Genomic DNA, 23,747 nt, shown 5'->3' with positions numbered 1-23,747 from the left:
GGTAGGGGCCCCAAAGCGGACGTCTTGACCGAGGCTTAAGACCGGCAAGGCCCTCTTCCTTGAGGCGTTTCCGCCAGCGGTAATAGGTGGCCCGGCTGATCCCCAAAAGCTCCTGGATCTCGGGCCAGCCCACCCGGTATTTCCTGAGCGCCTCCACCTGTTTGAGCTTCCGTAAGCGGTCCTGAACCGTGGGATCGCCGGCCCCGGCCCCAAGGTACGCTTCGCGTGACCTTGGAGTTCCCGGGCCTTCAAGGTAGCCCTTCGGGCTGACCCGCGCTCCCCGCAAAACCTCTTTGCCAACCGTGGTAAGCTGCATCCGTGGGGACCCCCTCTCTCCTGGAGTGGTCCCCACATTTTTACTCGTCCAGTCTCACATGTGTCTGTCCGGGTTCAGGGAGTCCACGGGCCTGGTGCGCCGTGTGAGATGGCTACCTTTGTAGCCCTCCCTGAGCGGCTAGGCTAAGGGCATGGCCAACCGCCTAAGGGGTTCTAGAAGCCCTTACCTCCTCCAGCATGCGGAAGACCCCGTGGACTGGTACCCCTTTGGGGAGGAAGCCTTTAGCGCGGCTTTGCAGGAGGATAAACCCATATTCCTCTCCGTGGGGTACAGCGCCTGCCACTGGTGCCACGTGATGCACCGGGAGTCCTTCAAAGACCCCGAGGTGGCGGGGATCCTCAACCGGTACTTCATCCCGGTGAAGGTGGACCGGGAGGAGCGGCCCGATGTGGACGCCGCCTATATGCAAGCCCTCATCAGCCTCACCGGCCAGGGGGGCTGGCCCATGAGCCTCTTCCTCACCCCGGAGGGGAAGCCCTTCTTTGGGGGAACGTATTTCCCCAAGGAAGACCGCGGAAGTCTTCCCTCTTTTAGACGGGTCCTCCTGGCGGTAGCCCAGGCCTGGCGGGAGGAACGGGAGGCCATCACCAGGGAGGCGGAACGCCTTTCCCGAGCCCTTTGGCGAAGCCTTACTCCTGCTCCCGGACCCGTGCCTCAGGATGTGGAAGAGAAAGCTTTGTCGTTTCTTGCCCGCTCCTTTGACCCAGAGTGGGGTGGGTTTCTCCCCGCACCCAAGTTTCCTCAGGGCAACCTACTCCTTTATCTCCTTTCCTTAGCCTGGCGGGGCAAGGAGGAGGCCCGCAGGATCCTCCACAAGACCCTAAGGGCCATGGCCCTGGGTGGGGTCTACGACCAGGTGGGTGGAGGGTTCCACCGTTACGCCGTGGACCGCTTCTGGTACCTCCCCCACTTTGAAAAGATGCTTTACGACAACGCCCTCCTGGCCCGGGTCTACCTGGGGGCTTACCGGGTCTTCGCCGACCCCCTTTTTCTCAGGGTGGCCCGGGAAACCCTGGACTGGCTTCTTTCCATGCAAAGCCCTGGCCAAGGAGGGTTTTACACGGCTTTGGATGCGGAAAGCGAGGGGGAGGAAGGACGTTACTACACCTGGACTCCGGACGAGCTGCGGGCGGCCCTGGGGGAGGATTACCCCCTGGCCCACCGTTATTTTGCCCTGGGGAAAGCCCCGCCCGTGGAGGGAGGTAACTCTCCCAGGTACGTGCTTACTGCCTGGGGTGAGGAAGAGGTAAAGAGGGAGCTGGGGGAGGGCTTTGCAGCCTGGCGGGAAGGCCTCCGGGCTAGGCTTCTTGCCTTAAGGCGACGTCGCACGCCCCCCAACTTGGACGACAAGGTCTTAGCCGACTGGTCTGCCTTGGCGGTGCGGGCCCTGGCCGAGGCGGGCAGGCTTTTAAGGGACGACCGCTACTTGATGGCGGCCCGGCGCGGGGCCCACTTCCTGGTGGAAACCATGGGCAAGGACGGCCTTGTGCGCCACGTGTGGCGGGCCGGGGCCCTGGGGGAAGAGGCTTTCTTGCAAGACCAAAGCTTCACCGCCTTGGCCTTACTGGAGCTTTACACCGCCACCGGCGAGTGGCCCTATCTGGAGAAGGCAAGGTCGTTGGCGGAGGCAGCCTGGGAGGTCTTTCGAGGGGAGGGTTTTGAAGGACCAAGCACCCCTCCGGCCCAGAAGGCCCTTCCCCTTCCCGCCAAGGAGGTGGAGGAAACCACCCTTCCCTCTGACAAAAGCGCCCTGGCCGAGGCCTTCTGGCGCTTGCAGGCGGCCTTTGGCGGGGACTACCGCAGGCGGGCCGAGTTGCTTTTGGAGGAAGGGGCCCTGTGGCTTGAGCGCCATCCCCACGCCCTTCCTGGCTTGCTCCTGGTTCACCGCCTCCTCAAGGAAGGAACGGAGCTTGCCCTCCCCACGCCCACCCCGATTCTGGAGTCGGTACGGGAGCTTTACCTACCCCTTACCCAGTTGGTGGTGGGGCCAGCGGATGCCCTTCCGGGCCTTCTAGGGCGGGAGCCCGGAAGAGCCTACCTGTGCCGGGAGGGAGCCTGCCGGTTACCGGTTGAGGAGGTGAATAGCCTGGTGGAGGAGGTACGGGCGGTCTACGGTGGGTAGCCCTCCTTGTTTGTGTTGTCTTTCACGATTAAACCCCCTTGTGCCTCTCCTCTCTCCAACAGCATTGACTTTCCCTTTTAGTTCCCCTACACTGTTACCGAACGGTCGGTAAGGAGGTCCCATGCCCGAAGCCTGGATTGTGGAAGCCCTCAGAACCCCCATCGGCAAGCACGGGGGTGCCCTGGCCAGTGTGCGCCCCGACGATCTCCTGGCCCTAGCCCTCTCCGTCCTCATGGAACGAAGCGGAGTCCCCAAGGAGGAAGTAGAGGACGTCTACGCCGGCTGCGCCAACCAAGCCGGAGAAGACAACCGCAACGTGGCCCGCATGGCCCTCCTCCTGGCGGGTTTCCCCGTGGAAGTGGCGGGGTGCACGGTCAACCGCCTCTGCGGATCCGGTCTGGAGGCGGTGGCCCAGGCGGTGCGGGCCATCTGGGCAGGGGAAGGCCAGGTCTACATCGGGAGCGGGGTGGAGTCCATGTCCCGGGCTCCCTTTGTGGTGCCCAAGGCGGAAAGGCCCTTCCCCACCGGCAATCAGGTGATGTACGACACCACCCTGGGCTGGCGGCTCATTAACCCCAAAATGCAGGCCCTTTACGGCACGGAAAGCATGGGGGAAACCGCTGAGAACCTGGCGGAGATGTACCAGATCCCCCGGGAGGAGCAGGACCGCTTCGCCCTCCTCTCCCACCAAAAGGCCATCCGCGCCTGGGACGAGGGGCGCTTCGCCAAGGAGGTGGTCCCCGTGCCCGTGAAGCGGGGGAAGGAGGAAGTCCGGGTGGAGGTGGATGAGGGGCCAAGGAGGGATACCTCCCTGGAGAAACTGGCCCAGCTCAGGCCCGTGTTCCGGGAGGGGGGCACGGTGACCGCAGGAAACTCCAGCCCCCTGAACGACGGGGCCGCTGCGGTCCTCCTGGTCTCCGATGCCTACGGCAAGGCCCACGGCCTCACCCCCCTGGCCCGGGTGCGGAGCATCGCCGTGGCCGGGGTTCCCCCCAGGATCATGGGCATCGGGCCGGTGCCCGCCACCAAGAAGGCCTTGGAACGGGCAGGCCTCACCCTTAAGGACATCGGCCTGATTGAACTCAACGAGGCCTTCGCCGCCCAAAGCCTCGCCGTGCTCAGGGAGTGGGGCCTGGACATGGAGGACCCCCGTCTGAATCCCAACGGCGGGGCCATTGCCATCGGCCACCCCCTGGGAGCCTCCGGAGCCCGCATCCTCACCACCCTGCTCCACGAAATGCAGCGCAGAAAAGTTCAGTTCGGCCTGGCTACCATGTGCATCGGTGTGGGTCAGGGAATCGCTATGGTGGTGGAGGCGGTGTGAGGCTTCCCCTAACCTTCCCAGGCCAGGATGGGAACTATGTGCTGTCTCTCACGATGATACTCGCATGTGAACGCTAACTCCACTCCCGGCCACACCTGACCGAAAAGCCAGAGATCTCCAGGATGAACCCTGGCCGGCTTGGCATAGCCCCCAAGGCTCCCCTTATCCACCAAAAGCACCAGGGGGCGCCCGGAAGGGGGCACCTGGATACCTCCCAAGGGCGTGGCCTCGGAAAGCCCTTCCCCCCCAGGTACCTCCGGCCCCAGGAGCTCCACGCCCATCCGGTCCGCCCGCACCACCCGGAAGGAGGCGGAAGCCAGGGCCCTACGGGCCTCCCAGGAAAACTGGGGCCCGGGAAGGAGACGGAGGCGAAAGGTTTCCGGCAAGGGCCTTTGCCGGAAGGCGAGTCCCGGCCGCACCGCCCTTTCCTCCCCCAGACCCAAGACATCCCCCGCCTCTAACGGACGACCGATCCTGCCCCGCAGGTCCGGGGACACGGAACCCATAAAGGAACGGCCCTCGAGGGCTCCCGCCACCGCCAGGTAAACCCTGACCCCCCGGCCCTTGGGCCGGAAGGAGAGGGTTTTGCCCCTAGGCCAGAAAAAGCTCTGGCCCGGCGGGATCTCTTCCCCCTCCAGGAGAGCGGTAAGCCCATACCCCGCCACCGCCGCCACCAGATCCCTAAGAGCGGTGAGGACCGGGCCCCGGTAGGCCACCTCCAAAAGGGGTGCGCCCGGGGGATTCCCCACCAGGCGGTTGGCCAGGGAGGCGGAGTAGGGATCCAAGGGCCCGGAACGGGCCAAGCCCAGGTGGCCCGCCAGGAACCTTCCCCCATCCACCACCAGGTCTAGTAGACCCGGCTCCTCCACCCGCAGGGCAGTAATCCTGGGCTCCTCGGGAAGTAGGGCCAAGGGACTGGGCTCCGGGGGAGTGGAACCCTCAGCTTCCCGGAAGCGCACCCGGTCCCCTGGCCTGAGGAGAAAGGGTTCCTCCCGATGGGGATCGTAGACCGCCACCAAGGCGGTGCCCAAAAGATGCCACCCTCCAGGGGAAGGCAGAGGGTAGATGCCCGTCTGGGGCCCGGCCATGGCCACCGCGTGGGCCGGCACCCTGGGCCTAGGGTGGGGGCGGCGGGGCAGGCGCAAGGCCGGTTCCACCGGGGCCAAAAAGGGAAACCCGGGGGTAAACCCCAGGGCATAGACCCGGTAAAGAGGTGCCTGGTGCAGGCGTTTCACCTCCTCCAGGGGAAGCCCCGTGCGCCCGGCCACCTCCAAGAGATCTTCCCCATCGTAGCGCACGGGGATCTCCACCAGCCTGCTTTCCTCCCCAGTTTCGGCCAGGGTGGTGGCCAGCCGGGAAACAAGCCCAAGGAGCCGTTTCCGGGAAAGCCGCCTGGCATCGTACTCCAGGTACAGGGTGCCGTAGGCGGGAACTGCCTCCCAAAGCCCCTCGGGGGGAGCCTTTAGAAGAAGGCCGGCCAGGGCCTGGGCCATGCGGTTGGCTTCCTCGGAAAGCCCCTCGCCAAAGGCCAGGTAGAACCCGTCCACCCCTTCACTCTAGCGAAGGCCGGGGCCCGAGGCCTCCCGAAAGCTCCAGGTCCGGCAGAAACACCAGGGTCACGAGGGAAAGGGCAATAAAGAGGGCGCTAAGGAGAAAGATCCGCCGGAGAGCCTCCACGATGCCCTCCTGCAGGGCTTCCTTAAGCTTAAGCCGAACCGCCTCGAGGCGGGACACCACCTGGGCAGGCACTTGGGATAGGGCCTGAGCCTCCGCCCTTTTCAAGGAAGCCTGCACCTGGGCCACCACCCTGTCCTCCAGGGTTTTAAGCTGGGACATCACCTGGGCCCTAAGGGCTGGGGAGGGTGGTGCGGCAAGGAATCCCTCGAGGCTTTTTCCCCAGGGCAGCTGGAAAAGGGCTTCCCTGGCCGTCACATCCCCGGACCAGGTCCGCTCCAGCAAGGCGAGAGTCCCCTGGGCCACCCCGCCGGGGAGGAGAACAACCTTTATCTCGGGCGGCAAGGTGGGATCCGCCAAAAGCGCCTTCCGCGCCCCGTCGTCCCCCCGCAAGGCCCTGGCCACCTGTTCCCTCACCTCGGCGAACTGGGTGGGAATGCCCCCGGGCCTCAGGGACCGCTTGAAATCCCCGGGCAGGAAGGGATCTGCCATCAAGGCCTGGTAGGCTTCTTCCTCCCCCTTAAGGGCCCTTACCAGCAAGTCCTCGAGGCGGGCAAACTCCCGGTCCAGGTCCAGGGCCATCCCCTCCCCCGCACGGCTCAGGGCGGGGGTGGAGGTCCCCGAGGGAAAAGCACCCTGGAGGTGGTCCGTGAGGCTTTGAGCCAGGATGGTCCCCAGCAAGGCAATCCCCATGGTGGACCCGATCTGGCGCATGAACTGGACCATGCTGGTCCCACTCCCCATGCGTTCCCTGGGCAGGCCGCTTTGCGCCACGATGTTGAGGACGCTCTGGGCTGGACCCAAGCCAAGGCCCAGCAGGAAGAATAGACCCACCACCTCTGCCAGAGGGGTCCCCACCGTGAGGGTGAAGTGGAGAACCAGGAAAAGGGCCAACAGAAACCCGGCGCTGGTGAGGAGGAGGGCCTTGTACCGCCCGAAACGGGCCAGGAGCTGTCCGCCGCCCAAACTCCCTACCACCACGCCCAGGGTCAAGGGCAGGACGGTGATCCCGCTTTGGCTGGCGGAAACCCCCTTCACCACCTGCAGGTATAGGGGCAGGAAGGCTACCGCCCCCAGAAAGGCCGGGCCATAGAAGAAGGCCGCCACGGCCGAGAGGCTGAACACCCTTCCCCGGAAAACCGAGAGGTCAAACAGCGGGTAGGGAAGCCGGATCTCCACCCAAATCCAAAGGAGAAGCCCTAGGAAAGCCAAGGTGAAAAGCCCCAGGATCGCTGGACTTCCCCAAGGGTACGTGCTTCCTCCCCAGGAAAAGGCCAGCATTAGGGGCACCGTCCAGAGGACGAGGAGCATGGCCCCCAGGAAGTCGAAGGGTTCCCGCCCTCCAGGCCGAAGCCGGGGCATGTAGCGCAGGATGAACCCCAGCGCCACCGCCCCCACGGGCATGTTGATGTAAAACACCCACCTCCAGGAAAGGTGGTCAGTGAGGAGACCTCCCAGCCAGGGCCCCACCGCGGAGGAAAGGCCGAAAATAGCCCCGAAAGCCCCCGCCAGCTTGCCCCGCTGACGAGGGGGAAAGAGCACAGCGATAGTGGTGAGGGCCAGGGCGAAAAGGGCCCCACCCCCCACCCCCTGTAGCCCCCGGAAGAGGATTAGCTGGGTCATGTTCTGGGACAGCCCGGAAAGGGCCGAACCCAGAAGGAAAAGGCTTACCGCCCAAAGCAAAACCCCTTTGCGAGAGAAGAGCTCCGTGAGCCTACCAAAGATGGGAGCGGAAACCGTGGAGGTGAGGAGGTAGCTGGTGGTGACCCAGGCGTAGTACTCGGCTCCCCTAAGCTCTCCCACAATGCGGGGCATGGCGGTGGACACGATGGTCTGGTCCAGGGCTGCCAGCAAAACCCCCAGCAGGACCCCGATCATGGTGAAGCGAACCTCTTGTGGTGTGGGATTCATGCTACCTCCAACCTGCCCAGTAACTCCAACAAGTGCGCGATTTCCTCCGGCTTAAGCCGGGCGAGGCGCCGCCTGAGCGCCGCCTCCATAAGCGCCTCCGCTTGCCGCAAGGCGTTCCTTCCCTTTTCCGTGAGGCGAAAGCTGAAGCGGCGAAGGTCCTTGTTGTCCAAGGAGCGCTCCAAGAAGTTCTTTTCCTCAAGCCTCCTCAGCATATGGCTTACGGTGGGCGGCGGCAGACCCATGTGCCGGGCGGCATCCGAGGGATACGGGTGAGTATCCACCACCCGGAGCAACCAGGCCTCCAGGCCGGAAAGGTCCAGGGCCTCGAGGCCCTCCTCCATCTCCTCGCGCAAGGCTCGCTGCAAACGCCAGATTCGGCTCATCACCTCCCAAACCATGCGGTCATATTATTTCAAGATAAACTATTTGAGCGTGAATCGCCTCACCTTGACGCGCCTTCCTCCCGGGATTAGCCTGGGACTCGGAGGAAACCATGAGGGCACGCTTTTACAGCCAGGGCGAGGATCACTATAAGCTTGACCCGGACCTAAAAGCGATATTACACACTTTTGCCCCCGGCCTCCCCCAGGAGGAGCTCTCCGCCTTCGGGAAGCTGGTGGGGGAAGAGGTTTTGGAGGTGGCCCACCACGTGGACCAGGATGCCCCGCCCCGCCTCCAGATGCACGACCTGGATGGGAACCGTATAGACCGGGCCCTCCTCTCCCCTGCGCAAAAGACCCTCTTGGAGAAGCTTCGCCCCATGATCCGCCCCGCCTATGAGGGCCGCGGCTGGCCCCTCCACTACGCCTTTGGGTACCTCCTGGCGGATGGAGGGCTTTACTGCATCCTCACCATCACCCACCAGGTGGCCTACGCCCTCCACAAGTACGCCCCTGAGCACGAAGGGGTGAAGCGGGATCTTCTTTACGGCCCGGCCTTCGGCGCCACCTGGATGACGGAGATCCAGGGAGGAAGCGACCTGGGGGCCAACCGCACCGTGGCCCGGCGGGAGGGAAACGCCTACCGCCTTTACCAGGGGGACAAGTACTTCGCCTCAGGGGCGGGCCTGGCCGACTATGCCATCGTCACCGCCAGGCCGGAGGGAGCCCCGGCCGGCCCCAAGGGCCTTGGCCTCTTCCTCCTGCCCCGGGAGGTGGAGGGGAGGTTGAACTTTACCGTGCGCCGGTTTAAGGAAAAGCTGGCCACCCGGGCTGTGCCCTCAGGGGAGGTGGAGCTGGAGGGAAGCCTGGCTTACCCCATCGGCAGGCTGGAGGAAGGTATTTACTACACCCTGGAAAACCTCACGGTGAGCCGGTTGGCCAATGCGGCCGCCGCCATGGGCATCGCCAAGAAAGCCCACCTCGAGGCCCTCTTCCGGGTAAGGAGGCGGACAGCCTTCGGGAAGACCCTCCTCCAGCACGACCTCATTCAGCACGACCTCCTGGAGATGCGCCTGAGGCAGGTGGGAGGCACCGCCCTGGCCTTTCTGGCCATCCAGGCTTTTGACCAAGCTTGGGAGGAGCGGCCCCCCTACAGCGAGGGCTACCACCTGGCCCGCCTCCTCTCCCACCTGGCCAAGGGGCGCACCGCCGAGCACGCCAGCGCCATCACCGCCCTTGCCATGGAACTCTTCGGGGGCCTGGGCTTCCTGGAGGAGTACGGGGTGGCCCGCTGGCACCGGGAAGCCCTCATCACCCCCATATGGGAGGGCCCCGCCAACATCCAGGCCCTGGACATGCTGGAGGCCATCCTCAAGAAGCGCGCCCACGAGCCCCTCTTGGCCATGCTAGGGGAAAGCCCAAGGGCCCAGGCCGAGGCGCACAAGATCCTCAAGAAGCTGCAAGAGGAAGGACCCTGGTACGCCAAGGAGGCCCTCAGGGCTTTGGCGGACGTGGTGACGGTCTACGCCTTGGAGAAGGTGGCCGCCGAACCCTTCCCCGAGCTTGCGGAGCTCTACGCCCGCCGCTTCCTTAAAGGGGAAACTCTTCCCCCCTCCGCCCAAAGGCCTGAGCTTTACGACCCCTGGTCCAGCCTCTCGTAAAGGGGCACCAGGTCCTCAGGGCGGAAGCGGGCGGTGTAGCCCTTGGGCGGAAGGGGTTCCTCATAGAAGAAGCCCGGGAGGCGGTCATCCTGGTGGGTGAAGCCCGCCAGGTGGTTAAAGCGATGTTCCAGGCGCAAAACGCCCTCCCCAAGCTCACGCCAGAAGGCAGGGGTCAGGTTCGTGCCCAGGGCGGCGTTTAGGCTTTCCACCACGAACTCCACCTGCTTGTTGGTGACGCTTCCCCCGAAGACGCAAAGGCCCAGGGCGTCATTGGCGGCGGCGTTCACCTGGGCCTGGTAGCTGGCCTCGAGGATCTCCTCCACGGGCATGGCCCGGGTTTCCAGGCGCGGGGCATTCCCCGCGGTGTGGTCCGCCCCCTGGGCGGTGATCATCATGGTGATCCCCGTGGCCTCCACCACCCTGGGATCGTAGGCGCTGATGGCCTGACGCTTGATGACGGGAACCCGCTTAAGCCCAAGCGCCTCCCCCACCCGGGCGGTGCCTTGGGCCAGGAAGCGGGCCTCCTCGCTTGGAGTGTAGAGGGCTTTGAGCCTGGCCTCCATGAAGGCATAGTCCCCAAAGTCCGCCTCTCCCTTTTCCATGAAAAGGGCCAAGGTGGCCCCGGTTTCTATGGTGTCCACCCCCAGGTCGTTGGCCAGGCGATTGAGGCGGGCGAGCTGGTCCGGGTCGGTGAGGCCACAGTTGGTTCCCATAAGGCCGATGGTCTCGTACTCCAGGGGGGAAACCACCTCCTCTCCCTTTTCGTCCACGATGACGTTGGAGCACTGGATCACGCATCCAGGCATGCAGGCGTGGGTGTGTTTCCCTCCCCGGGCCTTGTTGAGGGGAGCGATGTACTGGCCGCCCATGCGGAACTCCTCCGGGGAGGCCAGCTGGCCCTGGCGAAAGTTCCTCACCGGCAGCCCCCCGAAGGCATTCTGGAAGTCCGCCATTCCCATGGTGCCTATGGCGTTGTAGAACTTCATCACCAAGGGGTCTTGGCGCAGAAGCTCCGCATAGCGGCGGATGGCCCCGGTGACCTTGGGCTTGTCCCAGACCTCCACCTTCCCCGGCACCTCCACCACGATGGCCTTGACCCGCTTGCTTCCCATCACCGCCCCCACGCCCCCCCGGGCCGCCAGGCGGGAAGGCCTGCCGTCGATGTCCGAAAAGGCGATGCCCGAAAGGAGGCCCAGGTACTCCCCCACCGGCCCCAAAAGGGCAAAGGCGATCTTCCTGCCGTAGGCGGCAAACAGCTTGGCCGCCGCCTCAAAGTTCCCGAGGCCCAGGAGGTCCCCCGCCGGGTCAAAGAAGACCTGGCCCTCCCGGGTGATGCGGAGGACCACCCAGTCGGGGCTTGCCCCCTCCAGGACCAGGTGGGAAAGCTTCATCTGGCCCAGGGCGTAACCGAAGGTGCCGCCCCCGTTGGCCTCCTTGATGCCCAGGGTCAGGGGGCTTCGCGTGCCCACGCTGGTGCGGTTGGCATTGGAAAACCCCGTTCCCGCCAGGGGACCCACGGCGAACACCAGGGGGTTCTCCGGGGAAAGGGGATCCATGCGGTAGGCTTCCCGCTCCAGAAGAAGCCGCCCCGTGCGATAGCGGCCGCCATAGGCCACCTCCTCGGGGGAAACTTCCTGCCAGTAAACCCGCTTGCCCGTAAGGTCAACCCTCAAAGACCGCCACACCATCCACCTCCACGCGCACCACCCGGGCCTCCTCCGGGTGGGTAAAAGGATTCTCGGAGAACACCACGAGATCCGCTGGCTGTCCGGGCCAGAGGCGCAGGGCCTCGAGGCCACTGGCTTCCGGACGGGTGTAGTAAAACAGGGAGCGCATCAAGGGAAGCCCCCTCCCGGTCAGGGGCAGGGAGGCCGCAAGCGCTCCCTGCACAGGGGAAACCTCCCGCACCACCGGGGCATCGGAGGAAAACGCCAGGGAAAGGCCTGCCTCCTCCATGCGCCTTAAGTTATAGCACCAAGGGAGAAACACCTCCGGCAGGTACCTCACAAAATTCTCCCTGAGCTCCTTCAGGAAGATGGGCTGGGGAACCACCCAGATGCCCAGGCTCCGGGCCAGGGCAAGCTCCTTCGGCCCCGGCAGGCCGAAGTGCTCGATGCGGTGCCGAAGGGGCCTGGGCTCCTCCCGGTAGAGCCGAGCGTAGGCGGCAAGCACCTCCCTTATAGCCACATCCCCGATGGCGTGGGTGGCCACGAAGAAGCCCTTCCGGTGGGCCGGAAGCACCAGCTCAAAGATCTCCTCCGCCTTAAGGCGCAAAACCCCCTGCCCCCCCACCTCCCGGTAGGGCCGGCTTACCGCCGCCGAGGCCCCGGAGAGGCCGCCATCGGCAAAGAGCTTGACCCCGGCAACCACAAGCCGCTCCGAACGGTGGAGTGCAGGCAGGGGGTAAAGGGTGTCCTCCCCGTCGGGCCGAAGGATGGCCAGGACGCTTACCCTTAAGGGGAGAAGCCCCTCCTGGTCCAGGCTCCGGTAGGCCTCCAGAAGAAGGGGGTCCGCCCCTGCCTCCAGGGCCGAGGTGATCCCTCTGGCCAGGAGATACCGGCTCCCCGCCAGGATGTAGCGGCGGTAGTCCTCCACGGTACGCCGGGGGAGGACCCGTTCCACCAGCCCGTAGGCCCTTTCCAGAAGAAGGCCCTCCTCATGGCGAATCTCCCCTCCCGGCGGGCTTGGGGTTTCCGGGCCAATCCCCGCAAGCGCCAGGGCCTTGGAGTTTAGGGCATGGATATGGGCGCAGGTGCGGGTAAGAAGCACGGGCCTGCCCGGCACCACGGAATCCAGAAAGGCCCTGTTGGGCACCCCACCCAACCTGGCCTCGTTCCACCCCCGGCCGAGAAGCCAGGCCCCGGGGGGCAGAACCCGATCCCGCTCCCGCAGGAGCCCGGCCAGGGCCTCGAGGGAATCCACCTCCCGCAGGTCCAGGAGGTCCGTGAGAAGCTGGCCGATCTTCCAGATGTGCACGTGGGCGTCGTGAAACCCCGGGAGGATGGCCTCTCCTCTTCCCGCCCCTGGCTCAAGGCCCGCCACCCGCCCTTCCCTCACCCAGAGGCTCCGGTAGGGACGGTAGCGCCCCCGGGCATCCGGGACGTACACTTGCCCGGGGATCCTCCTCACCAGCCCACCTCCGGGTTGCGCCAGACCACGAAGACCCCATAGTTCAGGCAGGAGGGATCCTCCAGGTAGTCGGGGATGATCCCGTACACCCGGTAGCCCCGGCGAAGCTGCACGGATAGCACGGGATCCTGGAGTTCTCCCCGCACCACCCGGTGCACGTACTCCTCTATGGGCATCTCCGACGCATAGCGGTGATACCCCTTGGGCATGCTCCCCGCCACATGGCCCTTTAGACCCAGGCGGCGCGCCAGGTTCTGACGGGCCTGGTAAAGCAGCCGGGAAAGGCCCAGACCCCGGTACTCCGGCAGGACCCCGATATCCGCCCCGTAAAGCCAGTCCCCTTCCGGGTCGTGGCGGGTAAGCCAGTTCCCGGCCACGGCCTCAATGTAGCGGTGCTGGTAGTGGTGGAAGTCCACCCGGGTGCGGAAATCGGTGGAACAGGCCACCACCTTGCCCCCAGGAAGCTCCACCACCGCATGCTGCCCCTCCGGGAAGATGCGCATGTGGGAAAGGTAGTGTTCCTTGGTCATGCGCTCCTCCCTGGAAAGGGTGGGGAAGCTGGCTTCCTGGATGGCCTCGAGGGCCTCGGCCATCCACGGCTGGGACTGGACCACGGCGAACCGGCCATCCTCGGAGACCAGCAAGGGCTCAGGCAAGGGCTGCATACACCTCCCGGATGTTCTCCGCCACCACGGAAAGGCCTTCCTCCAGCATGTCCAAAGGGATATCCAGGGGTGGCAGGAAGCGGAGGGCGTTGGAGTAAAGGCCCGCCCGGATGGTGATCACCCCCTTCTCGGCGTTCCGCCGCACCAGCTCCAGAACGAACTCGGGCCAGGGCTCCTTCGTCTTTGGATCCTTCACGAACTCCAGGGCCATCATGGCCCCGATCCCCCGGACATCCCCCAGGGCCGGGACCTCTTCCTTGAGGGGCTCGAAGATTTCCCGCACCTTGGCCTCGATGTCCTGGGCCCTGGCCAAGAAACCCGGGGACTTGAGGATCCTCAGGGCCTCGAGGGCCGCCACCGCCGCCAGGGGATTTCCCCCATAGGTGCTTCCCACCCCGCCCACGTGGGGCGCATCCAGAATCTCCGCCCGGCCCGTCACGGCGCTGATGGGCATCCCAGCCCCCAGGCTCTTGGCGGAAACGATCAGGTCGGGCACCACCCCGCTATGCTCGATGGCCCACATCCGCCCCGTCCGTCCAGAACCGGACTGCACCTCATCGGCGATCAACACGGCCCCCGTGCGGTCGGCGATTTCCCGAAGCTTCCTCAAGAAGGCATGGGGCACCGGGATGAAGCCTCCCTCGCCCAGCACCGGCTCAATCACGATGGCCGCCAGGGCGGAACCGTCGATGTGGGCGACCAAGGCGTTTTCCAGGTTCCACAAGGACCACTCCAGGTACTCCGCCTCCGTCATGCCCGGCGGGGTGCGGTACAGGTTGGGCACGGGCAACCGGTACACCTCCGGGGCAAAGGGGCCAAAGCCCTTCTTAAAGAGGGCGTACTTGGAGGTCATGGCCATGGTGAGGTTGGTGCGGCCATGGTAGGCTCCCTCAAACACCATGACCCCGGCCCTCCCCGTGAAGGCCCGGGCCAGCTTCACCGCATTCTCCACCGCCTCCGCCCCCCCGTTGGCCAGGAGGGTCTTGGCGGGGCCAGGCCCGGGGTAAAGGGCATTCAAGGCCTCCGCCAAGGCCACGTAGGGCTCGTAGTTGGCCACAATGGCGCACATGTGGATGAGGTTCTCCGCCTGGGCCTTTATGGCCTCCACCACCGCCTTGGGCGTGTGGCCCACGCCCAAAGCCCCGATACCCCCGGCCAGGTCGATGAGGAGGTTGCCATCCACATCCTCCACCAAGGCTCCATGGGCCTTGGCCACGGCGATGGGGTTGGCCTGGGCCAAAGCCCGGGTGACCGCCTGGGCCCTCCGTTCCATTAGGGCCCGGCTCCTGGGACCGGGAATGGCTGTTTTGAGTTGGATGTATCCCATAGTCTCCTAGCGGCTCTTTACCGCCGTCCACACCTCGTCGTAGATGCGGTTATCCTTGCCTAAGTCCAGGATGAACTCCGAACGCTTCATCACCTCGGGACTCGGGTAAATGGCCGGGTTCTTCCGGTCTTCGGGCCGGATGTACGGGAGGGCTGCCCGGTTGGGGGTGGCGTAGCGGTTAAAGTTGGAAAGCTGGGCCCCCACCTTGCCATCCAGAATGAAGTTGATGAACAGATGGGCGGCCTCGGGGTTCGGCGCCTTGGCGGGGATCATCAGGGAATCCACCCACAAGGTGGCGCCTTCTTTGGGAATGGTGAACTCCACCTTGCCAGGGTTTTCGTCGGCCGCCTTTACCGCATCCCCGTTGTACACCACCGCATAGGTGGCCGCTCCCGCCACCACCCGGTTCTTTCCCCCTACCCCGCCCTCAAACCCCAGGAAGTACCGGCTCTTCTTGGCCTGAAGGAGAAGCTGGCCTGCCGCCTGCACCTCCTTGGGATTTTTGGTGTTGACCGAGTAGCCCAGATAGCGAAGGGCGTTGCCCAGCATCTCCCGCGGCGAATCCATGAGGATGAAGGGGGCCTTGGGGTCCTTGAAGAGAACCGCCCAGGAATCGGGCTTGGCCACCTTGTCCTTGCGGAAGATGAGGCCTGTGGTGCCCCACTGATACGCGGCGGAGTAGCGGTTCCCTGGATCGAAGGGGGGATTCTTGAACTTATCGTCCAGGTTCTTCAGGTTGGGAATCTTGGCGTGGTTGAGGGGTTGAACCAGCCCCAACCGGATGATGGAGGGAACGTAAAAATCCGAGGGCACGATGATGTCGTACTGGCTCACACCCCCCGCCTGAAGCTTGGCGATCATCTCCTCGTTGGATTCGTAGAGGTCCATGCGGACCCGGTAACCGTACTTCTGGGTAAAGGCCTGGAGGATGGCGGGGTCAATGTACTCGGACCAGATAAAAAGCCGAAGCTCCCCTTTTTGCGCAAGTCCCAGGGCCAAACAAGCCACCAAAAACACCGCTAACCTTTTCATGCTGACCTCCTTGTGAAGCGCTCTGCGCTCAACACCAACACCACCGTGAACAGAAAAAGCAGGGTGGACACCGCATGGATCTCCGGGGTAATCCCCCTGCGGGCCGAGGCGTAGATAACCAGGGGCAGGGTCTGGCTGGCGGGACCGGCGGTGAAGAAGCTGATGACGAAATCATCCAGGGAAAGGGTAAAGGCCAGCATGGCCCCAGCCACAATCCCCGGCGCCAGCAAGGGCAGAAGGACCCGGCGCAGGTAGAGGGAGTAGGTGGCGTAGAGATCCCGGGCTGCCTCGTCCAGCTCCCTGGGCAGACTCTTGAGGCGGCTCATCACCACCAGGGCCACAAATCCCACTTGAAAGGTGGCGTGGCCCACCACCATGGCGGGAAGGCCGGGCTCAAAGAGGGAGAAGGCCTGCCGCAGGAAGCCAAAGGCCACCATCAGGGCGGCCGCCAGGATCAGGTCGGGGGTGACCACGGGAAGGTACAGGGTGGTTTCCAGAAGGGCACGCCCTCGAGGACCGAAAGGATGCCGTTCCAGCCCTAGGGCCAAGAGGGTTCCCAGAACCGTGGCCACCAGGGTGGAAAGAAGGGCCAGAACCAGGGTGTTCTGCGCCGCCTCCAAGAGGGCGGGGTTCTGGAAAAGCCTCACATACCAGTCCCAGGTGAACCCTCCCCAGCCCAGGCCGTGCCGGGTGCGGTTGAAGGAGAAAAGGGCCACCGCCAGCATGGGCAGGTACAAAAAGGCCAAGGCGCCTAGGGCCACCGCCGAGGTCAGCCAGTGAAGCCTCATGCCAGCTCCACCTCCTTCCCGTAGCGGCGGTACAGCCTAAGGGCCACCAGGGTCAGGAGGATGAGTACCAGGCTCAAGGCTGCCCCGTAAGGCCAGTCCCGCATGGTGTAAAAGGCCTGCTGGATGAGGTTACCCACCAGCAGGTGCTTGGCCCCACCCAAGAGGTCCGGCACCACGAACATGCCCATGGCGGGGATAAAGGTGAGGATAACCCCCACGGTGAGGCCAGGCAGGGTCTGGGGCAGGATGCCGTGGAGAAAGACCCTCACCGGCCCCCCGTAAAGGTCCCGGACCGCCTCGAGGAGGCTCTCGTCCATCCGCTCCACGCTGGAGTAAAGGGGCAAGACCATGAAGGGAAGGAAGGCGCTCAGCATGCCCAGGTAAACGGCGAGGCTGCTGGGGAACAAGGCCATGCCCGGCTCCACCAGGCCCAAGGCGGCCAGGATCCGGGCGAAGGGCATCTCCGGGGCCAGGAGAAGCTGCCAGGCGTAGGTGCGGATCACAATGTTGGTCCAGAAGGGAATGAGGACCAGGGAAAGGACAAGGTAGCGGCGGCGGGGATGCTGGGCCCGTATAAAGAAGGCGATGGGATAGGCCAGCACCGCGGCCAGCAGGGTGGTTACCAAGGCCACCCATACGGTGCGCACCAGGGCCAGCAGGTTGTCCAGGCTAAAGCCCAGGACACCAAAGCCAAGAAGCCGGCGGTAGTTTTCCCAGGTGAAGGTCCAGATCACCTCCCCATACGGCCCCCGCTCGGCGAAGGATAAGGGAATGAGCACCAGCCCAGGAAGCACCAGAAAGGCCATGAGCCAAAGAAGCCCGGGCAGGACCAGGAGCACCCCACGCCACACGAGGCTCCTGGCGGTGGCCAGCTCCCCGTACCAGACCAGCACCCTAGCCATCCAGCACCACCAGCCCCTCCAGGGGAAGTCGGACGAAGACCTCCTGCCCCACCTCCAACCGCAAGGAGTTGCGGGCGCGCAAGGGCACCTGGCCCAGTGCTTCCAAAAACACCTCGAGGTAGGCTCCCCGGTAGATCACCTGCCTCACCCTTGCGGGCAGGCTTCCAGGAACAGGGACCTCGTGAATCTCCACCCGCTCCGGACGCAGGGCCAAGAAACCCTCGTTCCAGGGCACCTTCAGGGGGAAAACACCCAAAGGGGTTTCTGCGCCTTCCCTTACCTTCCGGGCGGGAATCAGGTTCGCCACCCCCAGAAACTCCGCCACGAACCGGGTCCTGGGCCTTTCGTAGACCTCGTCGGGTGTCCCCACCTGCAAAAGGACGCCCCCCTCCATGACCCCGATGCGGTCGGAAACCGCCATGGCCTCCTCCTGGTCGTGGGTGACCAGGATAAAGGTGGCTCCCAGACGCCTCTGAAGGTTTCTCAGCTCCACCTGCACCTCGGCCCGGAGCTTGGCATCCAAAGCGCTCATGGGCTCGTCCAGGAGCAGAACCTCCGGCTCGTTGACCAGGGCCCGGGCCAAGGCCACCCGTTGCTTCTGCCCTCCCGAAAGCTGATGGGGGTAGCGATGGACCAGGCTCTCCAAGCGCACAAGCCCCAGGGCGTACTCCACCTTGCTCCGGATCACCGCCTCGGGAAAGCGGCGACTCCGCAAGCCGAAGGCCACGTTCTCGTAGACGGTGAGATGGGGGAAAAGGGCGTAGTTCTGGAAGACCGTGTTCACCGGACGCCTGTGGGCGGGAAGGCCTGTAAGATCCCTGCCCGAGAGCACGATCCGCCCCGCATCGGGGAGTTCAAACCCTCCCACCAGGCGAAGCAGGGTGGTTTTCCCGCATCCCGAGGGTCCAAGGAGGGTGAAAAACTCCCCCTTCTTGACCTCGAGGGTAATCCCTTTGAGCACCTCCAGCTCGCCAAAGCGCTTGCGGAGGTCCTGGAGGAGCAGCCCTTCTACTTTTTCCAGCACCTCCGTCATGCTACCCCCAAGAGGGATGCCACCGCCTCAGCAAATAGCTCGGTGTGGCGGTCCACCATCGCCTCCGTGGTGACAGGGCTCATAAGGGCCATGTTGTGAAAGGGAGTCAGGAGCACCCCACGGTTCAAAAGAAAAAGGTGAATGAAGGGGTCCAAAAGGGGATCCTGTCCCTCCAGAGCCTGGGTGCCATTTTCCGCTGCCTCAGGGCGGAACAGGTACTCCACCCGCCCCCCGAGGCGGGTGACATGCCAGGGCAACCCGGCCTGGCGGATCACCGCCTCCACTCCTGCCTGAAAACGCTCCCCTAACGCCTCCATCCGAGCAAAGCTCTCCTCGGTGAGCACCCTTTCTAACGTGAGTCGGGCTGCCCGCAGGGAGAAGGCGTTGGCCGCCAGGGTACCCCCCACCCCGGCAGTGTCCGCGTGAGGACCCCGGAGGAGCTCCGCATAAGCCTCCGCCACCTCCCGGGACAGCCCGTACGCCCCGATAGGTACCCCACTGCCCAGGGCTTTGCCCAGGGTGAGGAGGTCGGGTTCCAGGTGGAAGCGGGCCGTGCAGCCGCCAGGCCCGGCGCACAGGGTGTGTGTTTCATCCAGAACGAGAAGCGTCCCGTATTTGCGCGTGAGAGACCTAAGCATTTCCAAAAAACCGGGGACTGGATGGACGATGCCCACATTGGTAAGAACGGGCTCGGTAAGCACCGCAGCGACGTCCTTTTCAGCCAAAGCCCCTTCCAGAGCCTGGGGGTCATTCCACTCCACCACCTTGGTGGTGAGCAAGGGGTCCACTGGCGGGCCCAGGTTGCCCTTGCGGCTCCTGGGGATGCCCCCTTCCAGGGCGACAAAGGCCTCGTCCACGGTACCGTGGTAGCACCCGTGAAAGACCAGGACCTTGGGCCGCCCGGTGACAGCCCGGGCGATGCGCAAAGCAGCGCGGTTAGCGTCGGTAGCAGAAAGAGTGAACTGCCAGAAAGGGAGCCCAAAGCGCTGGGAAAGCTCCTCCGCCACCCAAAGGGCATCCTCTGTGGGAAGCATGGCCGTGAGGCCCTGCAAAAGCCGGGCCTGCAGTTCCGTCACCACCGCCCCCGGGCTGTGCCCGGTCATGGCCCCAGTGTCGCCTAAGGCAAAATCCAAGTAGGTGTGACCGTCCACGTCCTGGACCCTAGCCCCCTGGGCCCAGGAGAGGAAGAGGGGGAAAGGCCCGGCATAACGGGTCATCCAGGGCATGGGCACTCCCCCAGGTAGGTGACTTTGGGCCCTTTGGGCCAGCGCTTGGGAGCGAGGGTTCCTACGGGCAAAGACTTCCCGCTCCCTTCGCAAAAGGCGCTCTATGCGGACCCTATCCATGCTTAATCATCACGTGCCGCACCACGGTATAGTCCTCGAGGGCATAAAGGCTCATGTCCTTGCCGTACCCTGAGCGCCTGAGCCCCCCGTGGGGCATCTCGTTCACCAACATGAAGTGGGTATTCACCCAGGTGGTGCCATAGCGCAAGCGTGCTGCCACCCGCATGGCCCGTCCCACGTCCCCGGTAAAAACGCTGGAGGCTAGGCCATAATCTGAGTCGTTGGCCAAGGCAATGGCCTCCTCGGCCCCAGAAAAAGGCGTCACCGAAACCACAGGCCCGAAAACCTCCTTGCGGACGATCTCGTCCTCCTGCCTGGCGTGGGCCAGCACTGTGGGCTCGTAGAAGTAGCCAGGCCCCTCCATGGGTCTGCCCCCCACCACCGCCTCCACGTGGCCCGTGGCTAGGGCCCGCTCCACAAACCCCCGCACCCGCTCCCGGTGCTCCTGAGACACCAGGGGGCCCATCTCCACCCCTTCCTGAAAGGGAGCTCCTACCCGGATCGACTGTACTTTCTCAGATAGTAGGGACAGGAAGCGCTCATACACCGGGCGCTCTACGTAGACCCGGCAGGCCGCGGTACAGTCTTGGCCAGCGTTGTAATAGCCGAAGAACCGCACAGCCTCCGCCGCCGCCTCGAGGTCCGCATCCGCAAAGACGATCACTGGCGCCTTTCCCCCCAGCTCCAGATGGGTGCGCTTAATACCCCTAGCGGCTGCAAGTAGCACCTTCTCCCCGGTGGAAATGGAGCCTGTAAGGGAGATCATCTCCACCTCAGAATGGTCAATAAGGGCCTGGCCCACCGTGGGCCCCCGGCCATGGACCACGTTGACCACCCCCTTGGGGAAAATCTCTGCCAGAAGCCGGGCCAACTTCAAGGTAGTGAGGGGAGTAATCTCGGAGGGCTTCAGCACCCCGGTATTCCCTGCAGCCAACAGAGGCCCGAGCTTCCAAGCAGCCATCATCAGGGGGTAATTCCAAGGAGCGATGGAGGCCACCACCCCAACGGGGTCGCGGCGGATGAGACTGGTATGGCCCGGCAGATACTCCCCCGCCGCTGACCCCGGCAGCACCCGGGCAGCCCCCGCAAAGAAGCGGAAGGTGTCCACGATAGCAGGAATCTCGTCGTTCAGAACCGCCTGAAAGGGCTTCCCCACATCCAGGGCTTCGAGGCGGGCAAAGGCCTCCGCTTCCTCCTCTACCCGGCGGGCCAGCTCCAAAAGCAGGTAGGAGCGTTCCCTGGGTGTGGTCTCGCTCCAGGAGGGAAAGGCCTGGCGAGCAGCCATCACCGCCTGGTGCACCTGTTCAAAGGTAGCCTCAGGTATCTCCGCTACTACCTGGCCGGTGCTGGGGTCGTACACCGGGAGGCTTTCCCCTTCCCCAGCTACCAGCTCACCCGCGATCAGCATCTGCGTTTCCCTTACCATCACCCACCTCCTATGCCCGTCCCTCGTCACGGTACGCCAGCCACTGTGAAACCACCAAGGGAACCAGGGTAATTCCCATCACCAAGACGGCCACCACGTTGGTCAGCGGCCGTTCTCTCGGGCGGAACAGTTCCGAAAAAAGCCAAATGGGCAGGGTCTTCTCCTGCCCAGCCGTAAACGTGGTAACGATCACCTCGTCCAAGGACAAAGCAAAGGCCAGCATCGCCCCGGAGAGCAAGGCGGGCACCAAGGGAGGTAAAAGAACATGCCGAAACGTCTGGAGAAGATTCGCTCCCAAGTCCAAACTGGCCTCTATCCAGCTGTCCGGTAGCCTCCGAAGGCGAGCCACCGCGGCGTTGTAGACCACCACCACGGTGAAGGTCACATGACCTGCCACAATGGTCCAAAAACCCAGCTCTACCCCCAACCGACGAAAAGTGGTGAGCAAGGCGATCCCCGTCACGATGCCTGGTAGCGCTATGGGCAAGGTAACTAAAAGCGACAGCGAATCCTGCAGGGCGAAGCGGAAGAAGCGCATTCCCAAAGCCAGGAAAAGGCCCAGTCCAAGAGCGACGACCGTACTGACCAAGGCCACCCGGAACGACAAGCCCAGAGCTGCCCACATGTCTTCACGCGCAAAAGCCACTCCAAACCACTTCAGGGTGAGCCCGGGCGGAGGGAAGTGGTAGGTTCGATCCTCGGTGGTAAAGGCGTAAAGGATCACCACCAGTACAGGAAAGTGCAGGAACAACAAAGCTCCGTAGGCCATCATCCTGAGGAGCCATCCCGGTCGTTCCATCACGCCTCCTAAAGGTTCTCAAAGGCGCCCAGTTTGCGGGCCAACCTCAGGTAAACGGCTACCAAGGCGACCGGCACCAGGGAAAAGGCCGCCGCCAAAGGAAGATCCCCCGCCGTACCCTGCTGGATGTACACCATCTGCCCCACAAAGTATCCGGGCGGTCCGAGAAGGGTGGGAATGATGTAATCCCCCAAGGTCAAGGAAAAGGTGAAGATGGATCCGGCCGCCAAACCGGGTACGGCCAGGGGCAGCACCACCGTCCGGAAGGCTAGCCAAGGGGTTGCCCCAAGGTCGCTGGCCGCCTGCAGGAGGTTTTTAGGAACACGGTCCAGAGCGTTCTGGACAGGAAGTATCATGTAGGGAAGCCAAATATATGTGAACACCAGCAACAGGCCGAAGTACGAGCTGGACAAGCTGGGTCCCCCTAGAAGGGGAGTACTTAGGAGGGAAGCGAGCACCCCCTCGAGGCCCAAGCGCCCGGCAACCCAAGCCAGTATGCCCTCTTGTGCCAAGATCAGCTTTCCGGAGTACACTCGAATAAGGTAACTGGACCAGAGGGGTAAAACAATCAGGAGGAGCCAGATTAACCGCTGGAGCCCCTGGGTGTGAAAAGATACGTAGACCGCCACGGGCAGGGCCAAAACCATGCACGCCAACGTGGTGAGCACCGCCATGGCCAAGGTGCGCAACACGATGTCCAAGTTGGCCGGCGTGGTAAGCACGGCACCCAGAGTCTGCAAGGTGGGTCTATACTGAATCTGGCCCGTGAAATCATCTATCCGAAAAAAAGCGTGGCTTAAGAAGAGGAATAAACTTCCCAGGTAAAGCACCCCAATCCAAAGGAAAGGGGGCACCAAGAGGACGAAAAGCAGAAGCCTGGGATGCATGTAAAGCCTATCGGCCAGCAAGCCTAACATCACTCCTCCAGAGGCCAGAGAGCATCGGCGTCCCAAGCAAGCCCAACTTCGTCCCCAGGTGTAAACACACTGTCTCCCGCCATCAGCACACGAATTAAGGTGCCATCGCCCAAACGAACCTCCACCTGGTTGCCGTAACCCACAAAGCTCGCTGCTTCCACCCTGCCCAAGATTCCTTCGGAGGGCTTAACCACTCTTATTCGCTCGGGGCGCAGGGCAAATCGCTTCCCTCCCACCACAAGAACGTTAGCCCCGCCCACGAACTCAGCCACAAACTGAGTTCGCGGACGGTAGTAGAGCTCCTTCGGTGGCGCAATCTGTTCAATTCGCCCCCTGGAGAACACCGCCACTCGGTCTGACATGGAAAGGGCCTCACCTTGGTCATGGGTTACGTAAATAAAGGTGATTCCCAGGAGCTGTTGCAGGCGCTTTAGCTCCACCTGCATCTCCTGTCGTAGCTTCAAGTCCAAAGCTCCCAAGGGCTCGTCCAAAAGGAGGACTCGCGGCTTCAAGATAAGCGCACGGGCCAAGGCTACCCGCTGCTTCTGCCCTCCGGAAAGCTGGCTAATCCTTCGATCACCAAAACCCTCCAGCTTCACAAGGGCCAGCATCTCCTCAGCTTTGCGGTAGCGCTCCGTACGGGGCACCTTTCGGATCAACAAAGGATACGCCACATTGTCCCGTACGTTCATGTGGGGAAAGAGAGCATAATCCTGAAAGACGGTGTTCACGGCCCGACGATACGGGGGCACGTGCGTGGCGTCCTGTCCAAACAGGTAAACTTTCCCCGAACTGGGCCGATCAAAACCGGCGATAAGCCTGAGCGTTGTGGTTTTTCCTGACCCTGAAGGACCCAGGAGGGAGAAAAACTCTCCCTCCTGGACCGAAAAGCTTATGCTCTCCAGGGCAACCACCCGCCCGTACCGCATCCCCACCTTGTCCAGGCGAGCGGCTTCCAAGCTTTTCTCCCGCAA

Annotated in this window: 20 protein-coding genes; 3 read left to right on the top strand and 17 right to left on the bottom strand. The window is 63.8% G+C overall.

What is annotated here, in order from left to right; all coding sequences use genetic code 11:
- The coding region (locus tag AC27GT_RS12535) for a helix-turn-helix domain-containing protein (RefSeq protein ID WP_487224245.1) at nucleotides 1-316 on the bottom strand (316 nt) is incomplete at its 3' end.
- Between the two features lie 151 nt (nucleotides 317-467).
- Between AC27GT_RS12535 and AC27GT_RS12530 the strand changes: the two genes are divergently transcribed.
- Both AC27GT_RS12530 and AC27GT_RS12525 read left to right on the top strand, forming a co-directional pair.
- Nucleotides 468-2,459 carry a thioredoxin domain-containing protein gene (locus tag AC27GT_RS12530; RefSeq protein ID WP_015717163.1) on the top strand — a complete coding sequence of 664 codons (1,992 nt, stop codon included), beginning with the start codon at nucleotides 468-470 and terminating at the stop codon, nucleotides 2,457-2,459.
- A gap of 121 nt (nucleotides 2,460-2,580) precedes the next feature.
- Entirely contained in the window at nucleotides 2,581-3,783 is a 1,203-nt protein-coding gene (locus tag AC27GT_RS12525; protein ID WP_015717164.1) for a thiolase family protein, read from the top strand.
- Nucleotides 3,784-3,791: 8 nt separating this feature from the next.
- Here the strand turns inward: AC27GT_RS12525 and pxpB are convergent, their stop codons facing one another.
- From pxpB to AC27GT_RS12510, 3 genes are read right to left on the bottom strand one after another with little or no spacing between them, the layout of a single operon-like run.
- Complete coding sequence (gene pxpB / locus AC27GT_RS12520) at nucleotides 3,792-5,330, bottom strand: 5-oxoprolinase subunit PxpB (protein ID WP_015717165.1); 1,539 nt, start codon at nucleotides 5,328-5,330, stop codon at nucleotides 3,792-3,794.
- 4 nt (nucleotides 5,331-5,334) lie between these two features.
- On the bottom strand, nucleotides 5,335-7,368 hold the full coding sequence (locus AC27GT_RS12515) for an MDR family MFS transporter (protein WP_126202546.1): 2,034 nt from the start codon (nucleotides 7,366-7,368) through the stop codon (nucleotides 5,335-5,337).
- On the bottom strand, nucleotides 7,365-7,766 hold the full coding sequence (locus tag AC27GT_RS12510) for a MarR family winged helix-turn-helix transcriptional regulator (protein WP_126164503.1): 402 nt from the start codon (nucleotides 7,764-7,766) through the stop codon (nucleotides 7,365-7,367). The genes AC27GT_RS12515 and AC27GT_RS12510 overlap by 4 nt, the downstream gene beginning before the upstream one ends.
- Before the next feature lie 95 nt (nucleotides 7,767-7,861).
- Here AC27GT_RS12510 and AC27GT_RS12505 point away from each other — a divergent pair, with 95 nt between their 5' ends.
- Entirely contained in the window at nucleotides 7,862-9,409 is a 1,548-nt protein-coding gene (locus AC27GT_RS12505) for an acyl-CoA dehydrogenase family protein (protein WP_126164502.1), read from the top strand.
- Here AC27GT_RS12505 and AC27GT_RS12500 read toward each other — a convergent pair.
- Genes AC27GT_RS12500 through AC27GT_RS12440 form a run of 13 tightly spaced genes read right to left on the bottom strand, consistent with a single transcriptional unit; the run spans nucleotide 9,382 to nucleotide 23,702 of the window.
- Nucleotides 9,382-11,094: an aldehyde ferredoxin oxidoreductase C-terminal domain-containing protein gene (locus tag AC27GT_RS12500; RefSeq protein WP_487224246.1), complete on the bottom strand. Its 1,713-nt coding sequence runs from the start codon at nucleotides 11,092-11,094 to the stop codon at nucleotides 9,382-9,384. The genes AC27GT_RS12505 and AC27GT_RS12500 overlap by 28 nt on opposite strands.
- Nucleotides 11,072-12,538 carry an amidohydrolase gene (locus AC27GT_RS12495; protein ID WP_041438352.1) on the bottom strand — a complete coding sequence of 489 codons (1,467 nt, stop codon included), beginning with the start codon at nucleotides 12,536-12,538 and terminating at the stop codon, nucleotides 11,072-11,074. The genes AC27GT_RS12500 and AC27GT_RS12495 overlap by 23 nt, the downstream gene beginning before the upstream one ends.
- The gene (locus AC27GT_RS12490; RefSeq protein ID WP_015717171.1) at nucleotides 12,535-13,203 is read right to left on the bottom strand and encodes a GNAT family N-acetyltransferase; all 669 of its coding nucleotides are present in this window, start codon (nucleotides 13,201-13,203) and stop codon (nucleotides 12,535-12,537) included. Before AC27GT_RS12490 ends, AC27GT_RS12495 begins: the two co-directional genes overlap by 4 nt.
- Nucleotides 13,187-14,530, bottom strand: a complete 1,344-nt coding sequence (locus tag AC27GT_RS12485) for an aspartate aminotransferase family protein (RefSeq protein WP_487224244.1) — start codon at nucleotides 14,528-14,530, stop codon at nucleotides 13,187-13,189. Before AC27GT_RS12485 ends, AC27GT_RS12490 begins: the two co-directional genes overlap by 17 nt.
- Nucleotides 14,531-14,536: 6 nt before the next feature.
- Nucleotides 14,537-15,562, bottom strand: coding sequence for a polyamine ABC transporter substrate-binding protein (locus AC27GT_RS12480; protein ID WP_126170890.1), 1,026 nt, complete (start codon nucleotides 15,560-15,562; stop codon nucleotides 14,537-14,539).
- The gene (locus tag AC27GT_RS12475) at nucleotides 15,559-16,350 is read right to left on the bottom strand and encodes an ABC transporter permease (protein ID WP_487224243.1); all 792 of its coding nucleotides are present in this window, start codon (nucleotides 16,348-16,350) and stop codon (nucleotides 15,559-15,561) included. The genes AC27GT_RS12480 and AC27GT_RS12475 overlap by 4 nt, the downstream gene beginning before the upstream one ends.
- A complete protein-coding gene (locus tag AC27GT_RS12470) occupies nucleotides 16,347-17,252 on the bottom strand; it encodes an ABC transporter permease (RefSeq protein ID WP_126170888.1) in 906 nt (301 codons plus the stop codon). The genes AC27GT_RS12475 and AC27GT_RS12470 overlap by 4 nt, the downstream gene beginning before the upstream one ends.
- Complete coding sequence (locus tag AC27GT_RS12465; protein WP_015717176.1) at nucleotides 17,245-18,285, bottom strand: ABC transporter ATP-binding protein; 1,041 nt, start codon at nucleotides 18,283-18,285, stop codon at nucleotides 17,245-17,247. The genes AC27GT_RS12470 and AC27GT_RS12465 overlap by 8 nt, the downstream gene beginning before the upstream one ends.
- Entirely contained in the window at nucleotides 18,282-19,631 is a 1,350-nt protein-coding gene (locus AC27GT_RS12460) for a transaminase (protein ID WP_015717177.1), read from the bottom strand. The genes AC27GT_RS12465 and AC27GT_RS12460 overlap by 4 nt, the downstream gene beginning before the upstream one ends.
- The gene (locus tag AC27GT_RS12455) at nucleotides 19,624-21,057 is read right to left on the bottom strand and encodes a gamma-aminobutyraldehyde dehydrogenase (RefSeq protein ID WP_015717178.1); all 1,434 of its coding nucleotides are present in this window, start codon (nucleotides 21,055-21,057) and stop codon (nucleotides 19,624-19,626) included. The genes AC27GT_RS12460 and AC27GT_RS12455 overlap by 8 nt, the downstream gene beginning before the upstream one ends.
- 10 nt (nucleotides 21,058-21,067) lie before the next feature.
- Nucleotides 21,068-21,856, bottom strand: coding sequence for an ABC transporter permease (locus tag AC27GT_RS12450; RefSeq protein WP_015717179.1), 789 nt, complete (start codon nucleotides 21,854-21,856; stop codon nucleotides 21,068-21,070).
- 8 nt (nucleotides 21,857-21,864) lie between these two features.
- Nucleotides 21,865-22,773, bottom strand: a complete 909-nt coding sequence (locus AC27GT_RS12445) for an ABC transporter permease (protein ID WP_015717180.1) — start codon at nucleotides 22,771-22,773, stop codon at nucleotides 21,865-21,867.
- A complete protein-coding gene (locus tag AC27GT_RS12440) occupies nucleotides 22,773-23,702 on the bottom strand; it encodes an ABC transporter ATP-binding protein (RefSeq protein ID WP_041438930.1) in 930 nt (309 codons plus the stop codon). Before AC27GT_RS12440 ends, AC27GT_RS12445 begins: the two co-directional genes overlap by 1 nt.
- Nucleotides 23,703-23,747: the final 45 nt, after the last annotated feature.

Source organism: Thermus sp. KWY1 (assembly GCF_057547025.1).
The sequence above is the reverse complement of the archived record's forward strand: the minus strand, read 5'-3'. Positions and strand labels throughout refer to the sequence as shown.